Below are 16,403 nucleotides of genomic sequence, written 5' to 3'. Positions count from 1 at the left end.
GTAGAACCGCATCGCGGAAACCGCGGTCTCGGTCGCGGAGTCTGTCTTACCGCTCGGTGTCCATCCCTTCGTCCGCTTCCTCGGGCAGCCGCCGGAACGCGTCCACGATAGCCTGCTTCGCAACGGCCCCTTGTGTCGTCCAATGGTGCGCGTAGTCCATCATGTCGTCGTAGATGTCGGGCTTGCAGCCCGCGGCTTTCGGGTGGCCGCCGCCGTTTACCTGCTGGGCGACCTCGTGGGCGCGCTCGAAGCTGTCCGTCCCGCGGATCGAGGCGGAGCCGGCGGGCTTGACGATGACGGCGGCGTCTGCGCCCTGCTCGCGGAGCGCCTCGGCGACCTCGTTCTGGGAGCAGCGGCCGTAGGTGACGCCGACCGTCCACTCGCCGACCTCGCGGAGTTCGGCCCGGTCGACGGCCTTCTCGATGAGCGCCTCCTTCTCGACGCGCTTCTCTTCGAGGAACTCGTGGAACTCCGGGGAGAGGTCGGGGCCGTGTTCGCGGACCGCCTCGATGTACTCCTCGGGTTCGCTCCAGTACGAGAGGTCCGCGAGGTCGTCACTGCGGGGGTCGTCTCGGATCCAGAGATCGTGGTCGCGGGTGACGGCGGCGAGGTCGGCCCACTGCTCGTCGAAGTCGTAGTCGAGTTCCGACAGCGCCACGTCGGCGGTACACACTTCCTCGCTGTCCCCGACGGTGCGCTCGACGCCGGCCGCGTCCACGTCGGCGGCGAGGTCGTCGGGCCACTGGTGGTGGTCGAACCAGACGACGCGTTCGACGCGCTCGATCAGCGAATCGAGGGGGGCGATGTCGGACTCGCGGTCGGGACAGAGATCGCAGATAAAGACGGTCGCGTCGGGGTCGGCGTACTCGGCGGTCCATTCGAGCGCCTCCGTGAGTTCGTGTGGCCCAGCGGGCAACAGCGCGCCCTCGCCGTGGGCCTCGCGGATCAGCGCGGTACAGGCCAGGCCGTCGGCGTCCGGATCGGCGATAACGATGACGCCGGCGTTCTGTAGTGTCTCGGCGGCTTCGGCTTCGGCTTGCTCTTCCTCGTAGGAATCCGGGATAAAGAACCCCTCACCGGGGAGTACGGATTTGCGGCCGATAGAGAGGCGGTCGTCGTCGATGAGCCAATCGTCCATGCCCGAGCAAGCGGGCGCGGCGTCAAGAAGCCGTCGGGTTCCGTTACACGTCCTCGCGCTCGGGGTTGGGTTCGCCTTCGAGCTGGCGGACCGTCAGCACCGGCATCGGGGCCTCCCGGACGAGTTCCTCGGCGACGCTTCCCAGCAGGAACCCGTGTTCGCCGTGACGGCCGCGGGTCCCGCTGACGACGACATCGGCGTCGTGTTCCTCGGCGTAGTTGATAATCTCGTCGGCCGGGTCGCCCTCCCGGACAGCAGTGACGAGCTCCTCGTCGGCCTCGGCGTCAGCGGCCTCCAGAATGAACGAGAGGGCGCGGCCGCCAGTGGTCGCCAGCGCGCGCTCCAGCGCTTCACGAACCTCTTCGGGCGTCGTCTCAACCTCGCCGGTGTCGACGACGTACAGCCCGTGGACAGTTGCGTCGAAGCGCGCTGCCAGGTCCAGCGCTGCTTCGACGGCCCGCTCTGCGCTGCCGGAGCCGTCCGTGGCGATGACCACCGTATCGAACATACACCACGCATCGAAGCCGCGACTAAATACACTGTTGGTCACGGCGAGGGAATCTTCGTACGACACCACAGTGCCGGCTCGAACCTCGGTGGCTTTTTGCCGACCGGGGTCACAGTGGCGAGTGATGGACATCGACCTCGTACTCGCGCCGGTCGACGGCAGCGACCAGTCGGAACGAGCGGCCGAGTACGCGATCGCCGTCGCGGAGCGGTACGACGCCGACCTCCACCTGCTGTTCGTCATCGACGAACGGCTCCACCGAGATATCGACAACGGCGACGTGAGTGCGGCCGCGATCGCCGAGGAGCACCGGGCGTTCACCGAGCGTATCCAATCGGCGTTCCGCGACGTTCACGACGGCGCGTTCGAAACGTCGTCCGCGACCGCGTTCTCCGAGACGCGACTGATGCAGACACCGGGCAGCGTCGTCCTCGACGTGGCGGAGGACATCGACGCGGATTTCATCGTCGTCCCGCGCGAGGAAGACAGCGAAGAGGCCGTCGGGCGCGCGGCGATCTACGTCATCGAGTACGCCAGCCAGCCAGTGCTCACCGTCTAGAGGCGGATCGCCATCTCGATCTCGAAACTCTCGGCGCTACTGATCTCGAACCCGACTTTCTCGTACAGCGATATCGCCGGATCGTTCCACCGTTCGACGGTGAGCCAGACGTGGTCGATACCCTCGGCCTGGCCGTGGCCCAGCAGCGTCTCGACCAGCGCCGTCCCGATACCGGCTCCCTGGTAGGCCTGTAACACGAAGATTGCGAGTTCGTGCTCGCCTTCGTTGTCCGGGACCAGCGTCGCGTGGCCGGCGACGGTGTCGTCGTGTTTGGCGACGACGTTGACACAGTCGTCGTCGAGTATCGTGTCGAGCCACTCGCGGATGGCTTCCTCTTTGACCGGTGGGATGCCCTGCGCCCGGTCGGCGGGGTCGAAGTCGAGATACATCTCGACGAGGCTCTCGGTGTCGGCGTCGTCGGCAGGGATGACATCGATGGTGCGGCCCTCGCGGTCGGTGATCGTCCGCGGCGGCTGTGGGAATTCCTCAGCGGGTTCGTCTGGGTACGTGCGAGTCATCGGATGAGAGTCACCGGCGTCTGTGCGTTCAACAGGACAAACTCGACGACGGGGCCGAGCTGTATCTTCCCGAGCGGCGAGCGACCGCCACCGCCGAGGACGATTCTATCGAACTCCTCGCTTTCGGCGATATTCACTAGTTCGCTGCCCGGCGACGTGCCATCGATGTGTCGGAGCGGCGGCTCAAGTCCGCTTTCGTTGATCCGCTCCTGTACCCGCTGTTGGACCGTGTCGAGGTCGGCGTCGCTGTCCTCGTTTTCGAAGATAACGACGGTCAGTTCATCGCCTGTTTCCGATACGCGCTCGAGTGTTTCGGTCAGTGCCTGGTAGGACAGTTCGCTGCCCCCGACACCGAGCAGTAGTTTCATAATCGGGCCATGCATGCCAGCGGTGAAAAAGCCACCTGGCGGACGTGTCACCAATGAGCAATGATCGCGGGCGGCGGCGATACCCTTTTTCACCGCGGGCACGCATTCTCGGCTATGACTGAGGGCGCACCGCCGGACGAGACGGATGTCGAAGCGGCAGACGACGGGTCGGCCGGACACCAGCCGGACGAGCCGGCGGCCACGGATGCGGGGACCGACGACGCCGACGCCTCGGTAGGCGACACCGACGACGCAGGGAGCGACCCTGCCGATCCGGCCACCGAAGAGACGGCACCGGCCGAGTCAGCCAGCGAGGCGACGGCCGCCACAGCCAGTGATGTCCCGTCCGACGTCCAGAAGTACGACCGCTTCAAGAAGATCGAAGGCGGGACCTACGACCGCGCGAACGACTTCCTGCGGGACCGGACCTACATCACTGCCCGCGAGTGGGCCATCGCCCGCCTCTGTGCCGACTTCCGGACCGAAACGGGCGTCGAGATGACCAAAATCGGGGAGAACCTCCCCGAACTCGTCCCGTTCATGACGGACACGTACACGCCACAGGCGGTCAATCAGGCCCGCTCGGCCTTCGAGGATAAAGTCAGGAAGGCCGGGGCAACGTTCCTCTACGGCGCGATGTGTGACTTCTTCACTGCCGAGGACCTCGACGACGTGATGTACGAGGCCACCGAAGTCGCGAAGTTCCTGCTCGAAGTCGAGGGGGTCGACCTCGCCGTCGAGGACGAGATGGAGGCCGAAGACCGGATCTCCTCGGTGATGCGGGAGGTCAGAGAGCAGTCGGCCGCGTTGCGACACGACGAGGTGTGTTGTCCGGAGTGTGGCAACGAATTCCAGGTCGACGAGTGAGCCGCGACTGAGATGAGCGACATCGATCCCGACGCACAGCCGTCGATGTCGGTCCACGAAGCGACACAGAAAGTACTACGGACGGATCTGGCCGTCGGCATCGGCGGGGCGGTGCTTGGCTACGCGGAGGCGGGGACAGCTCTGTTCGATTTGCTACCGGTGGTCGTCGGGTTCGGACTCCTGACGGGCGTCGCGGTGGCTGTCGTCGAACACAACGCGGTCCCGGGCGTGTATCCGGAGGTCGCCGCGCTCGCGTCGTTCATCGTGCTTGTCGGGGCCGTTGCCGGGCTCGTAACGCTTTCCGGGGCGTCGATGTCGGTCGTGCTCGCGGCCGTGCTCTCGGGCTTTGGGGTCGGTGTCATCGGCAACCGGCTCCTCTATGGCATCGTCTTCGACGTGCCGGCGTACCGGCTCACGAGAGTGCGGGAGGAGTCGTAGCCGAGCAGTCGGTGCCCCATCCGACACTGGATTTCAGTCGGGGAAGAACGGCTCGGGGTCCTCGTGGGAGACGGTGACCACCTCGTCGTCGGTGAGCGGTCGGATATGTGAGGACAGTCCGTGGTCGGCGGCAATCTGCGAAAGGTCTTCACGGTCGGTCTGGTCGTAGTACAGCGGCACGAGCACGGCAAGTTCGTCGCCACACTCCAGCGCCACGAGCAGGAACACCATCCCGTCGCCGGTCGCCCGGAACACTTCGGAGCGGTCGACAGTGCGGTCCGCAAGGGCATCGGCGACCCGCCGGAACTCGTCGCCGGGAACCACGACGTCGAAGCCGAGCCGCCGGGTTTCCGGCTCGTACTCGCCGGTCTGTTCGGCCACCGTTTGGGGCTCGCCGGTCAGGACCGTCACGTCGCCGGGGTGGAGTTCGATCGTCTCGCGGCCGTCGTCGCGGTACTGTGACGCCGTGGCCGCCATGTCGTCGATGACCTGCTCCCAGTGACCGACGACGCGGTCGAAGGGGTTCGATTCGGGGTCGGCAGGGTCGTCCATACGCCGAGTGTGGCGGCGGCCCGGATAAATTGTTGGTGGGACAGTGGCACAACAGTTTTACTGGTATTTCGAGAAGAAGCCGACAGATGCGCGACCTCCTAACATTATCTGCTCTCCGGACCCAGTTCGAGACGGACCGCGGAACCGTCAAAGCCGTCGACGGCATCGACCTCACAGTCAGGGAGGGCGAAACCGTCGGGTTGGTCGGAGAGTCGGGCTCAGGGAAATCCGTCACAGCGTTATCGGCAATGGATATTGTCGACGATCCCGGACACATCGCCGGCGGGGAGGTGCGGTTCGGCGCACTCGAGACAGTCACGCGACTGGCTCGGCAGTATCCGGACGCGGTGCGAACAGCCGACGACGATAGCTGGTTCGTCACCATCGACGCGGCAACGGTCGACCGGAGCCGTCTTCCCGAATCGCTTGAGACGACAGCCGACGACACCACGCTGGCCACACAGTTCATCCGGGAAGCCCCGAAGAAGGCCCTGCCAGAGCACGGTGACGCGCCGATCACGATTACGGACGGCTACGTCGATCTGACGGCAGCCCCGGAGCGGGTGATGCGGGACATCCGCGGCGGCGACATGGGGATGATCTTCCAGGACCCGATGACGTCGCTGAACCCCGCGATAACGGTCGGCGAGCAGGTCGCGGAGAGCCTGCGGCTCCACCGCTACGGAAGCAAGCGAAACGACTCGTGGTTCAACGCCGTCCGGGAGATCACGCCCTCGCTGAGTCGCGACAGCGAAATGGACGAGGAGATCCGGTCGGACGTTATCTCGCTGCTGGAAGAGGTCGGCATCCCGGAGCCGGCCGACCGCGTCGACGAGTACCCCCACGAGTTCTCCGGCGGGATGCGCCAGCGTGTGCTCATCGCCATCGCGCTGGCGTGCCGTCCGAAGCTGCTGGTCGCCGACGAGCCGACGACGGCGCTTGACGTGACTATCCAGGCACAGATCCTGGACCTCATCGACGACCTCCAGGCGGACCTCGGGATGTCGGTGCTGTTCATCACGCACGACCTCGGCGTCGTCGCGGAGACCTGCGACCGCGTCGCCGTGATGTACGCCGGCGAAATCGTCGAGGAGGGGCCGGTCGAGGAAATCTTCGGGAACCCCTCGCATCCGTACACGTACACGCTGCTTGAGTCGATACCGGGCGAGGGAACGGAGCGGTTGACTCCCATCGAGGGAAACGTCCCCAGTCTCGTCGACATGCCGGACGGGTGCCACTTTGCCGACCGGTGTCCGTGGGCCAAACCCGAGTGCCGCGAGGGTGAGATTCCGTATCTCCAGCACGGCCCGGACGACGTCACCCACCGCTCGAAGTGCATCCTCGAATCGTTCGACACGAGCGAGTACGGCACCGGCGACGCGGGCGTCGCCGCGACGGAGACGACGCGAACGGACAGGCGGCTCATGGAAGTCGACGGGCTGAAGAAACACTTCTCGCGGGCCGACGACCTGCTGGACAAGTACATCGGGCGCGAGCCGGAGTCGGTCAAGGCCGTCGACGGTGTCTCGATGGACATCTACGAGGGCGAGACGCTGGGGCTCGTCGGCGAGTCCGGCTGTGGGAAATCGACGACCGGCCGGACCATCCTCAGATTGCTGGAACCGACAGACGGGACGGTAGTGTTCGCCGGACAGGACCTTTCTGAGCTCGATAAGGGTGGCCTGCGGGACGTCCGTCGGGACCTGCAGATGATCTTCCAGGACCCGATGTCAAGCCTCGACCCACGGATGACCGTCGGCCAGACGATCATGGAGCCACTGAAGATCCACGACCTCCCGGAAGACACCGGCGACGGCTCCCGCCGCGAGCAACGGGTCGAGCGAGTGGCTGACCTCATGGAGGCGGTGGGGCTCGACCCCGACCAGTACGATCGCTACCCGCACGAACTCTCGGGTGGACAGCGCCAGCGGGTCGGCATCGCCCGCGCGCTCGCCGTCGATCCCGACTTCATCGTCTGTGACGAACCCGTTTCGGCGCTGGACGTGAGCGTGCAGGCCCAGATAATCAATCTCCTGGAGGACCTCCAGGGGGAGTTCGGGCTGACGTATCTGTTCATCGCCCACGACCTCTCCGTGGTGCGGCACATCTGTGACCGGGTCGCGGTGATGTATCTCGGCGAGGTGGTCGAAGTCGCCGACACGCCGGACCTGTTCGCCGACCCGAAACATCCCTACACGCGGGCGCTGATGTCGGCGATCCCGGAGCCGGACCCGACCGTGGAGGCCGACCGGATACTGCTGAAAGGCGACGTCCCGTCGCCGATCGACCCGCCGTCAGGCTGTCACTTTCGGACTCGCTGCCCGGAGATCATCCCGCCGGATATCGATATCGAGCAGGAGACGTACCGAGAGGTGATGGACTACCGACAGCGGGTCGAGGACGAGGCCATCGCCATCGATGCCGTCCGGGAGCAGGCCAGCGAAACCGACAGTACCACGGCGGCGACGGACGGCGGTGCGGACCTCACCGAACCGCCGAGCGGCCGGGGACAGGTGTCGATGTCAGCGTTCGTTCAGACAATGCTCGACCGGTTCTTCGAAACGAATCTGACCGGAGCGAACCGCCGCGTCGTCGAAGAATCGATTGGGCATCTGGCGGACGACGACTGGGACGCTGCCGCGTCGGTGCTGCGGGACCGATTCGAGAGCGTCTGTGAGACACAACACCCCGAACTGGGGTCGGGCTCACACCCGGCAGCGTGCCATCTCTACGACCGGGAAGACGAGGGCCGGAACTGAGCAGTATTATTTAGCTGCACATAACTCTCAGGATATATATCACAGAATCATTGTTCTATCCGGTACAATTATAATATATCTGTTTGAACAAAGTCCCATGTCATCCGGCGATTCTATCGACAGACGGAGCTTCCTTACGGCAGCCGGCAGTGCCGCGGCAGCTGCAACGCTCGCAGGCTGTTCCGGTGATGGCGGTGACGGAACCGAAGGTGGTGACGACGAAGACGGCGCCGATAGCGACGGGGGTGACGGCGGGAGCGATCAGACGCTCGTGTACGCCCGCGGGGACCACCCCGAGAACTACGACCCGCAACAGTCGACTAGTGGCGAGGTCGCGAAAGTCACGAACCAGGTGTTCGATACGCTCATCCAGTTTGCACCCGGGAGCGGCGGCCAACTGGAAGACGCGCTCGCGACTGACTTCTCTCTCGACGGAAGCACGGCGACGCTGACGCTCAGAGAGGGCGTGACGTTTCATAACGGGGAGGAGTTCACCGCGTCGGACTTCAGGGCGACCTGGCAGCGGTTCACCCAGAGCGACTACGAGTACTACCTCGGCGACGAGACCCGATCCGGGTACGGTCCGTTCACGCTTGGCGACTGGATCGAGAGCGTCGACGCGAGCCAGGACTACGAACTGACGATCGAACTCACACAGCAGTACGCGCCGTTCCTCCGGAACCTCGCGATGTTCGCCGCGGCGGTCCTCTCGGAGGCCCAGATCGAAGCGATGGGGGACAGCCAGGCGGATCTCGGAGACGAACCCGCAGGGACCAGTGCCTTCCAGTTCGACACGCTCGACAACCCGAACGAACGCATCCGACTGACAGCCAACGACGACTACTGGGGTGACGGACCGAACGTCGGAGCGGTCATCTTCAAGACCATCACGGAAAACAGCACCCGGGTACAGGACGTCATCAACGGGGCTTCACACATCACGGACAACCTCGATTCCTCCGGGTTCCAGCGCGCCGAGGAGAGCGAGACGGCGACGCTGTTGCGGAAGGACGGTATCAACCACGGCTATATGGCGATGAACATGGCCCGGTTCGAACCGTTCCGGGACCGACAGGTGCGCCAGGCTATCGCCCACGCGGTCAACACCGAGGCGATCGTCAACCAGATCTACCAGGGCTTTGCGACGCAGGCCTCCCAGCCGCTCCCGCCGGACGTGCTCGGGCACAACGACGACCTCGACCCGTATCCGACGGACAAGGACCAGGCCCGGTCGATGCTCGAAGACGCGGGCTACGGCGACGGCTTCGAGTTCGAACTCGCGACGTTCTCGAACCCCCGCGGATACAACCCCAGCCCGGTCCAGACCGCGAACCAGGTGAAGTCAGACCTGGAGGACATCGGCCTGACGGTCAACATCAACCAGTTCTCCAACTTCGGGCCGTACCTGGATTACACGTCCGCCGGCCGACACGACGCCTGTTTCCTCGGCTGGTACACCGACAACGCCGACCCGGACAACTTCCTGTACGTCCTGCTCGACCCCCAGGTTGAGATGGACGCCGTTCCCGATGGGCAGGACTGGGTCAGTTTCGACGCCGACGGGTACAACACGCTCAACGTCTCCGGGTGGGCCAACACCGAGTACATGGAACTCGTCCGGGAAGCCCAGCGGACCTACGCCGAGGGGGACCGTGAGACGATGTACGAGGAGGCCAGCCAGATAGCCTACGACGAGTCCCCGTGGGTGTTCCTCGATTACGCCGAGACCCTCCGGGCGGTCAACGAGGCCGTCGTCGAAGATTCCTACACCATCAGCTCCGTCGGTGGCCCGTATCTCAACACGGTCGAACTGCAGTAGCGTTCGAGGGAACTTCCGAATGAACTGGACACAGTCCCTTTTCAAGCTGATCGAGCCAGTGGTGCCGCCACGCTTTGTCATCAAGCGGCTGCTGTTGCTCGTCCCGGTCCTGTTCGGCGTGGCATCAGTGGTGTTCGCGATTCTCCACCTCGCTCCGGGCGACCCGGCTATCGTCATCGCCGGGCAGCGGGCCTCAGCCGAGCAACTCGAACAGATACGGCAGGAGCTCGGGCTGCGACGCCCGCTGTGGGAGCAGTACCTGAACTTCCTGTGGGACGCAGCGCGGTTCGACTTCGGCCAGTCCTACAGCATCAGCCGCGGGAACAGCGTCCGCTCGGTCATCGCCGACCGGCTCCCCATCACGCTCGAACTGGCGATTTACGGCCAGGCGGCGGGCATCCTGCTCGGGCTGCCGCTGGGCATCATCTCCGCAGTCAAGCAGGACTCGCTGACGGATCACGTCACCCGAATCGGGGCGCTGACGGGTATCTCGGTCCCGATCTTCTGGTCCGGACCGCTGCTCATCCTGCTGTTCTCGACGTACCTCGACGTGTTCCCGACCAGCGGTCGCATCGAATCGACGCTGTTCCTCCCCGACACGTGGACGCTGTTCGGCCGTGAGCTACCCCTCACCGGGATGATAACTATCGATACGATTCTACTCGGGAACACCGAGGCGTTCCTCTCGGCGGCCCATCACCTGTTCCTGCCGGCGGTGGTCATCGGCGTCTACTCGACGGCGCTCATCTCGCGGATGATGCGCTCTTCGATGCTTGAGGTCATCCGCCAGGACTACATCCGGACCGCGCGGGCGAAAGGCCAGGGCGCGAAGATCACGCTGATGAAACACGGGTTCCGGAACGCGCTGATCCCGGTCGTCACCGTCATCGGCATCCAGTTCGGCACGCTGCTTGGCGGGGCCGTCCTGACCGAGACCGTCTTTGGCATCAACGGGATGGGGCTGACCATCGTTACCGCCATCGGCGTCTCAGATTACCCGGTCGTTCAGGGGACAGTTCTCACCTTCGCCTTGCTGTTCACGCTCGTGAACCTCTTCGTCGATGTCACCTACAGCTACCTCGACCCACGGATTCAACAATGAGTACGGACACCGAGACACGAGGCACGCTGGGACGCCTGCGTGCGTCCCCGTTCCTCGCCGACCTGCTGACGAACCGCCTCGCCGTCGTCGGGCTGACGATTATCTTCGGGATGGCCGCGGTCGCCGTCTACGCCCGTGTGACATACGACCTCGGCGCGCTTGCCAGCTCACAGCTCGGCACCGAGGTCGCTGACCGCGCGCCGCCCGGCTGGCTCGGCCCCGCGCCCGCGAACCAGCAGCTGTTCGGGACGGACGCGGCGGCACGGGACATCTACAAGCGGTGTCTGTACGGCGCGTGGCTGGCACTGAAGTTCGGGACGATCACGGTTGGCCTCTCGACCACCGTGGGGGTCGGCCTGGGTATCATCGCGGCGTACTACGGCGATGTGACGGATAACGTCATCATGCGGACGATGGACGTGCTACTGGCATTCCCGCCGCTGTTGCTCGCGCTCGCGCTGGTCGCTATCTTCCCGCGGGACCTCGGGCTCTGGCGGGCCGTGGTGGCGCTCGTGCTGGTGTACACGCCGCGGTTCGCCCGGGTCGTCCGCGGGGCCGCGCTCAAAGTGCTCGAAGACGAGTACGTCGACGCCACGGTCGCGCTGGGCGCGACCGACCCGCGGGTTCTCGTCCGGCACATCCTGCCGAACACGCTCGCGCCAATCACCGTCCAGTCGACGCTGAACTTCGGGCTCGCAATCATCGACCTCGCGGCGCTGTCCTTCCTCGGGTTCGGCGCGCAGGCCGGGACGCCGTCGTGGGGCCTGATGCTGTCCCGCGGCGTCGAGAACGGCCTCCTGACCGGCGAGTGGTGGCTCTCCTTCTTCCCGGGGCTGTTCCTCGCAATCACCGTGCTGGGGTTCAATCTGCTCGGCGACGGGATGCGCGACGCGCTCGACCCGCGAATGCGCGAAGCGGTCGACTGATGGCCCAGAGCGGTTCCCCACCCCGGCTTCGGCAGTACGTCGTGGTCCGGGCACGATTGGTGGGGAGCGGGCTGGTGGTCGGTCTGGTCCTGGGTGCGTCCGGAATGGCGGCCTGGACGCTCTACACCGGTGATGCCCGAGGCAGTGAGGCGACGGTGTTCGCCCTCGGCGCGCTCGTGTTCGGCTTCGGCCTGCTGGGCTGGTCCGGGTCGATACTCGCGGGCCGCGGCATCGAAGCCATGCAGGAGCATATGGGCACGCGAAGCAACTGGACCGAACGCGACTCGCGGCGGGCGATGGCCCGACTGTGTGGCGGCGGCGGCGGTATAATGGTCGGCACGTCCGTCGTCGCGGCGCTACTCTAACCGTTCGCTGTCCGCACCGCGGACGTTCTCGCCATGGTGATCGTAGAACACGTCTTCCTGCGGCGTTGCATCGTCAGCCAGCGCGTCACCGCGCTCGTAGACGACCGTTCCCCGGACCATCGTCCACTCGGGAAACACTGCGTCGCGCCCTTCGAACGGCGTCCAGTCGCACTTGGAGTGCAGGGCCTCACCGCGGATTTCGGTCGTTTCGGTCGTGTCGACGAGGACGAGGTCGGCATCCTTGCCGGCCTCGATAGCCCCCTTCTGTGGCAGGCCGAACACGTCGGCTGGGTTCCGTGCGGTGAGGTCCCGAACGCGCCCGTAGGTGAGGCCGCTGTCCGAGTCTCGGGCTTCAGTCAGCAGGAGCGGGAGAACGGTTTCGACGCCGGGGACCCCGGACGGTGCGTCCCAGATGCTGGCGTCTTTCTCCTCACGGGTGTGTGGCGCGTGGTCGGTCGCTATCATATCGACGGTGCCGTCGACGACCCGCTCGTAGAGCTTCTGGCGGCGCTTCTCGCGACGCAGGGGCGGGTTCATCCGCCCGAACGTCCTCAGCTCGGAGAGGTCGCGCCGGGAGAGCAGCAGGTGATGGGGCGTCACCTCGGTCGTCATTCCGGCCTCGCTCGCGATGTCGACGCCCTCCGGTGTCGAGGTGTGGGCGATGTGTATCGTCGTGTCGTGGTCCTGAGCGACGGCACACGCCCGCTCGACGGCCTTCGCTTCGGCTTTCGCGGTCCGGAACGCGCTCCAGGCATCGGCGTCGTCGCGGGCCTTGGCGTCGTCGTTGAAGTAGTCGGCGTCCTCGGCGTGAACAGTGACCGGCACGTCGTTGTCAGCAGCGGCCTCCAGCGCGTCGGCGAACAGGTCGGCCTCGATACCCATGTCACCGGTGGAGTCCGCGAGGAACACCTCGCCGAGCGCGAACAGACGACGGCGAAGGAGGACGTTCGGAATCCAGTCGGCCGTGACGCCGCCGTTGATGCCCCAGTCAACGACCGAATCGGCGGCGAAGTCGACCTTCTGGTCGAACGCCTCGCCGTCGATTGTTGGCGGGTCGGTGTTGGGCTGGTCGACGACGGTTGTGACGCCGCCGGCCGCCGCAGCCCGCGAGCCGCTCTCCCACGTCTCCTTGTGCGGGTAGCCGGGCTGGCGGAAGTGGACGTGCGCGTCGACCATTCCCGGAAAGAGGCGTTTGCCGGTCGCTTCGATGACGTGCTGGTCGGTCGCGTCGAGGTCGCGGCCGACCTCGACGATAGATTCGCCACGCACCCGGACGTCGCGTTGGTGACCGTCCGGCAGCGTCGCGTTACGGATGAGCATACCCCCAGTCGGCCGGGCGCGCCCCTAAGTCTCTCGGATGGTCGTCACCGACACGTCGCGGCCGTCGGCCAGCGAGCGTTCCAGCGCCGCGATAACCTGGTCGGGGTCGTCGGTCCCGCCGGCGCGGGCGACGCTCCCGACGCTCCGTGGGTCAAACGGGACGTCAAGCGCCTCGTAGACGGGAGCCAGCACCTCGGCGATGGCCTCGTGGTCCCGAACGACGACGATGCCGCCGACCACGGCCATGGACCGGCGGACGCGCTGTGCGAGTCCGGCGATTTTCCCGTTGGCCTGGAGCGAGTGGGACCCCGGACAGAACGCGGCGTCCGGTTCGCCCTCCCGTGCGGTGATACCGCAGTCGTCGAGCGCGCGCTTCAGGGCGGCTTTCGCCCATTCGTAGCGGTCGTCGATGGTCCCCCGCGGATCCTCTGTCGGGACCGCGAGCGAGAACGAGACGGTCGACCCGGAGTAGGCGACAGCGCGACCCCCCACGGCGCGCTCGATAACGGTGTACCCCCGGTCGCGAGCGCCAGCGCGCGCCCGGTCGTAGCCGTCGCTGTTCGCGTCACGGCGGCCGAACGCGACCTGCCTGTGCGGTCGCCAGACGCGCAGGGCCGGCTCGCGATCCTCGGCGACGCGGTCAGCCATCCGACGGGTCCGCTCGAAGTCGGTTTCCGGGTCGGCGGCGCGGCCCCGTAGCAGACGCATACCCGAGCGGTAGGGACTCGCGGGGCTAAAACCGTCCGCCGGTCAAGCAGATGACAAGCCCGTCAGCGACGAAAGGCGAACAGGCGACACACAACCGTCGCGGCGGGACGTGTCGCGCTCCCGCTGCCCCCGCCGCGGTCGTCGTCAGGTCACGGAGGTGGCTGGTCCCGGCATGGGTCTTGAAACCATGGACGACCGTTGTCAGAGAGCGAAGGGTACAGATCGATACCAACCCACAGCCAGTGTTTGGTGTACCGCGCTCGAACCCTGTGAGAGCGCGGCTTTTTCGCCACCGTCAGAGCGGCGCTCTGACGAGCCTTGCGAAGCAAGGCTCAGCAAGACCACGTTTTTCAAGTCGAGCGGAACCAAAGGTTCCGCTGACCATGCGAACGGCGACGAAGTCGCCGTGAGCGGAGAGTGGTGGCAAGCATCGCGAGCCACCCGACGCCGAAAAAGGTGGGACGACAGAGCCATACCGATACACCCCTAACCGCCGTCGATGGCCGTCACGATACCGCGAGACGTGCTCGTCCAGTACTACCGGTTCTCCCTGTACAACTCGCCGTTCGACGCCCACGACGAGGGGTGTGCCATCGACCTCTACCCCGACGGCGAGCGCGCGCCGTCGCCGGTCGCCGGCGAAGTGCTGGACACGAAGACGGTTCGAGCGCCGCCGAAAGCCTACGCCGCCGAACACGACTATCTCATCCTGATCGACACCGGCGGTGTCGTCGCTCGGACGCTCCACGTCGACCCGACCGTCGAACCCGGCGACACGGTCGCAGTGGGCGACGACCTCGGAGAGCTGGTCCGGGCTGGCTTTTTCGCGCCGTGGGTGCCGAACCACATCCACCTCGGGTTCCGGGAGCTCGACGCGAACCCGTATCGTGCGTCGGGGTCGCTGCCGGTCGACGTGGGCGTCGACGTGACGCCGCTGTCCTGGGACGGGACCGGCACCGTCGTCGACGGCGGCGAGACGTGGGTCCGGCTTGACGAGCCCGCTCATCCAGAGCCAGGGGAATCCTTTGTTGGTATCGCTAACGATATCGACGGCGATTCGGGGGTTCTCGATGGCGGGCTCCCACACTATTCCGGCGGTGGGCTACTGGGCGGTGACGGGATCGAAGAAGCAGCTATCGCCGGACAGCGGGTCGGGACGGCCGACGACCGCACGGTCACGTGGGACGAACTGACCGTGCTAGCAAACAGTGAGCCGATTACCGGCATCGCGCTGTTCTGTGGCCGCGAGCGCTTCGGCGCGAAGCTCGTCGGCGAAGGTATCGATCTTTCTGTCGGCGACGAGGTGCGAGTGACCATCGAGCGGGATGTCGGCTCCGCGTAGGACGGTCCGTCCGCCTACGACTCCCCGTATTGCTCGGCGTGGGCCCGCTTCGCCCGCCCGTAGTCCGGATCCGACCGGACCGCGTCGAGGTGCTCCTTGTACGTCAGGGCTATCTCGCGTTTCTCCGGATCGTACCACTCCTGGGGCTCTCTCTGCTCGCCGTCTTCGTACTTTTGTCCACCCGGATATTTCGCGTAGCGCATCGCCCGCGTCCACCCCATCTGGAGGTACTTGCGGGCCATATCCATCCCGACGAAATCTCCCGCGTCGCGGTACTCGCGATAGCGGTCGCGAATCGTTTCGGTGGCCGCGGCAGCGTCCTCGCTGTTTTTGATGGTCCACTCGGGCAGGAGTTCGCTCTTGTACGGCTCTATCTTGAACGCGCCCTGCTCGTCGGCGGTGTGCCGGTAGCGCTCGGGGTGCTCGCGGAAGTCCAGATCGTACTCGGGGCCGTCCTCGACTTCGGTCACGTCGCCGCGAACGGGGTCCACAGCCATCCGTCAGCCGAAGGTGAGTTCGTCTCGCTCGGTCAGTTCGCCGAACAGCCAGTCGGCGTGCTCTAAGGCGTACTCGCGGTGGTCGTCCTCGATGTAGCCGACGGCGTCCTCGACGAGGACCGGGCGGTAATCCCGCAAGCCGGCGCTGGAGGCCGTGTGGAGCACGCAGACGTTCGCGAGCGTCCCACAGATCGCCAGGTCTTTGATACCGTGGGCGTCGAGCCAGCCCGCCAGTTCCGTCTGGTAGAAGGCGTCGTAGGTGTGTTTGACTACCACGAAGTCCTCGTCTTGGGGGTCCAGCCCGTCAACGAGTTCGGCCTCCCACGAGCCCTCGACGACGTGTTCGCCCCAGCGGTCGAACTCGTCGTAGTAGTGGTTCCCGTCGAACTGGTCGGGCGGGTGGACGTCGCGAGTGAACACGACACTTGCGCCGGCCTCGCGGGCGCGGTCCACCAGGTCGGCGCAGGGCTCGACGGCCGCTTCGCTGTCCGGTGCGTAGAGGCTCCCGTCGGGGTGACAGAAGCCGTTCTGCATGTCGACGACGACCAGGGCGGTCTGTGCTGGGTCGAGTTCCATGCGCGAGCGTTGGCGCGGATCGACTACGAAAGTTACCCCGT

At 65.8% G+C, this 16,403-nt stretch carries 18 protein-coding genes; 9 read left to right on the top strand and 9 right to left on the bottom strand.

The window, feature by feature from the left end; translation table 11 throughout:
- Positions 1 to 46: 46 nt before the first annotated feature.
- Both ACY9XZ_RS08450 and ACY9XZ_RS08445 read right to left on the bottom strand, forming a co-directional pair.
- Complete coding sequence (locus ACY9XZ_RS08450) at positions 47 to 1,138, bottom strand: DHH family phosphoesterase (RefSeq protein WP_463456592.1); 1,092 nt, start codon at positions 1,136 to 1,138, stop codon at positions 47 to 49.
- Positions 1,139 to 1,181: 43 nt separating this feature from the next.
- Positions 1,182 to 1,646: a universal stress protein gene (locus ACY9XZ_RS08445; protein WP_463456591.1), complete on the bottom strand. Its 465-nt coding sequence runs from the start codon at positions 1,644 to 1,646 to the stop codon at positions 1,182 to 1,184.
- 124 nt (positions 1,647 to 1,770) lie between these two features.
- Between ACY9XZ_RS08445 and ACY9XZ_RS08440 the strand changes: the two genes are divergently transcribed.
- Positions 1,771 to 2,205 carry a universal stress protein gene (locus tag ACY9XZ_RS08440; RefSeq protein ID WP_463456590.1) on the top strand — a complete coding sequence of 145 codons (435 nt, stop codon included), beginning with the start codon at positions 1,771 to 1,773 and terminating at the stop codon, positions 2,203 to 2,205.
- On the opposite strand, the gene ACY9XZ_RS08435 is transcribed toward ACY9XZ_RS08440, so the two are convergent.
- Both ACY9XZ_RS08435 and ACY9XZ_RS08430 read right to left on the bottom strand, forming a co-directional pair.
- Positions 2,202 to 2,723 (bottom strand): N-acetyltransferase family protein, encoded by a 522-nt coding sequence (locus ACY9XZ_RS08435; protein ID WP_463456589.1) that lies wholly within the window; start codon positions 2,721 to 2,723, stop codon positions 2,202 to 2,204. The genes ACY9XZ_RS08440 and ACY9XZ_RS08435 overlap by 4 nt on opposite strands.
- Positions 2,720 to 3,091: a universal stress protein gene (locus ACY9XZ_RS08430; protein ID WP_463456588.1), complete on the bottom strand. Its 372-nt coding sequence runs from the start codon at positions 3,089 to 3,091 to the stop codon at positions 2,720 to 2,722. The genes ACY9XZ_RS08435 and ACY9XZ_RS08430 overlap by 4 nt, the downstream gene beginning before the upstream one ends.
- 114 nt (positions 3,092 to 3,205) lie before the next feature.
- Between ACY9XZ_RS08430 and ACY9XZ_RS08425 the strand changes: the two genes are divergently transcribed.
- Positions 3,206 to 3,958 carry a DUF5806 family protein gene (locus ACY9XZ_RS08425; RefSeq protein ID WP_463456587.1) on the top strand — a complete coding sequence of 251 codons (753 nt, stop codon included), beginning with the start codon at positions 3,206 to 3,208 and terminating at the stop codon, positions 3,956 to 3,958.
- A 12-nt stretch (positions 3,959 to 3,970) separates the two neighbouring features.
- Complete coding sequence (locus tag ACY9XZ_RS08420) at positions 3,971 to 4,396, top strand: hypothetical protein (protein ID WP_463456586.1); 426 nt, start codon at positions 3,971 to 3,973, stop codon at positions 4,394 to 4,396.
- A gap of 33 nt (positions 4,397 to 4,429) precedes the next feature.
- Here the strand turns inward: ACY9XZ_RS08420 and ACY9XZ_RS08415 are convergent, their stop codons facing one another.
- A complete protein-coding gene (locus tag ACY9XZ_RS08415) occupies positions 4,430 to 4,948 on the bottom strand; it encodes a DUF7529 family protein (protein WP_463456585.1) in 519 nt (172 codons plus the stop codon).
- Positions 4,949 to 5,034: 86 nt separating this feature from the next.
- Between ACY9XZ_RS08415 and ACY9XZ_RS08410 the strand changes: the two genes are divergently transcribed.
- From ACY9XZ_RS08410 to ACY9XZ_RS08390, 5 genes are all read left to right on the top strand, one after another.
- Positions 5,035 to 7,707, top strand: coding sequence for a dipeptide ABC transporter ATP-binding protein (locus tag ACY9XZ_RS08410; RefSeq protein WP_463456584.1), 2,673 nt, complete (start codon positions 5,035 to 5,037; stop codon positions 7,705 to 7,707).
- 97 nt (positions 7,708 to 7,804) lie between these two features.
- Positions 7,805 to 9,526 (top strand): ABC transporter substrate-binding protein, encoded by a 1,722-nt coding sequence (locus tag ACY9XZ_RS08405; protein WP_463456583.1) that lies wholly within the window; start codon positions 7,805 to 7,807, stop codon positions 9,524 to 9,526.
- Between the two features lie 19 nt (positions 9,527 to 9,545).
- Positions 9,546 to 10,628 carry an ABC transporter permease gene (locus ACY9XZ_RS08400; RefSeq protein ID WP_463456582.1) on the top strand — a complete coding sequence of 361 codons (1,083 nt, stop codon included), beginning with the start codon at positions 9,546 to 9,548 and terminating at the stop codon, positions 10,626 to 10,628.
- Positions 10,625 to 11,554, top strand: coding sequence for an ABC transporter permease (locus ACY9XZ_RS08395; RefSeq protein ID WP_463456581.1), 930 nt, complete (start codon positions 10,625 to 10,627; stop codon positions 11,552 to 11,554). The genes ACY9XZ_RS08400 and ACY9XZ_RS08395 overlap by 4 nt, the downstream gene beginning before the upstream one ends.
- Positions 11,554 to 11,919, top strand: a complete 366-nt coding sequence (locus ACY9XZ_RS08390; protein WP_463456580.1) for a DUF7268 family protein — start codon at positions 11,554 to 11,556, stop codon at positions 11,917 to 11,919. The genes ACY9XZ_RS08395 and ACY9XZ_RS08390 overlap by 1 nt, the downstream gene beginning before the upstream one ends.
- Here the strand turns inward: ACY9XZ_RS08390 and ACY9XZ_RS08385 are convergent.
- Entirely contained in the window at positions 11,911 to 13,239 is a 1,329-nt protein-coding gene (locus ACY9XZ_RS08385) for a dihydroorotase (RefSeq protein WP_463456579.1), read from the bottom strand. The two genes, ACY9XZ_RS08390 and ACY9XZ_RS08385, sit on opposite strands and share 9 nt — an antisense overlap.
- Positions 13,240 to 13,263: 24 nt before the next feature.
- Positions 13,264 to 13,947 carry a lipoate--protein ligase family protein gene (locus ACY9XZ_RS08380; protein WP_463456578.1) on the bottom strand — a complete coding sequence of 228 codons (684 nt, stop codon included), beginning with the start codon at positions 13,945 to 13,947 and terminating at the stop codon, positions 13,264 to 13,266.
- Positions 13,948 to 14,446: 499 nt separating this feature from the next.
- Between ACY9XZ_RS08380 and ACY9XZ_RS08375 the strand changes: the two genes are divergently transcribed.
- Positions 14,447 to 15,289: a hypothetical protein gene (locus ACY9XZ_RS08375; RefSeq protein WP_463456577.1), complete on the top strand. Its 843-nt coding sequence runs from the start codon at positions 14,447 to 14,449 to the stop codon at positions 15,287 to 15,289.
- Positions 15,290 to 15,303: 14 nt separating this feature from the next.
- On the opposite strand, the gene ACY9XZ_RS08370 is transcribed toward ACY9XZ_RS08375, so the two are convergent.
- Entirely contained in the window at positions 15,304 to 15,780 is a 477-nt protein-coding gene (locus tag ACY9XZ_RS08370) for a DUF4385 family protein (RefSeq protein ID WP_463456576.1), read from the bottom strand.
- 9 nt (positions 15,781 to 15,789) lie between these two features.
- Positions 15,790 to 16,362 carry a cysteine hydrolase family protein gene (locus ACY9XZ_RS08365; RefSeq protein ID WP_463456575.1) on the bottom strand — a complete coding sequence of 191 codons (573 nt, stop codon included), beginning with the start codon at positions 16,360 to 16,362 and terminating at the stop codon, positions 15,790 to 15,792.
- Positions 16,363 to 16,403 lie beyond the last annotated feature (41 nt).

It is taken from the genome of Haloarcula sp. HT12, from assembly GCF_055271655.1.
Note: the sequence above shows the minus strand (reverse complement) of the source record. Positions and strands in the feature narration are given on the sequence as shown.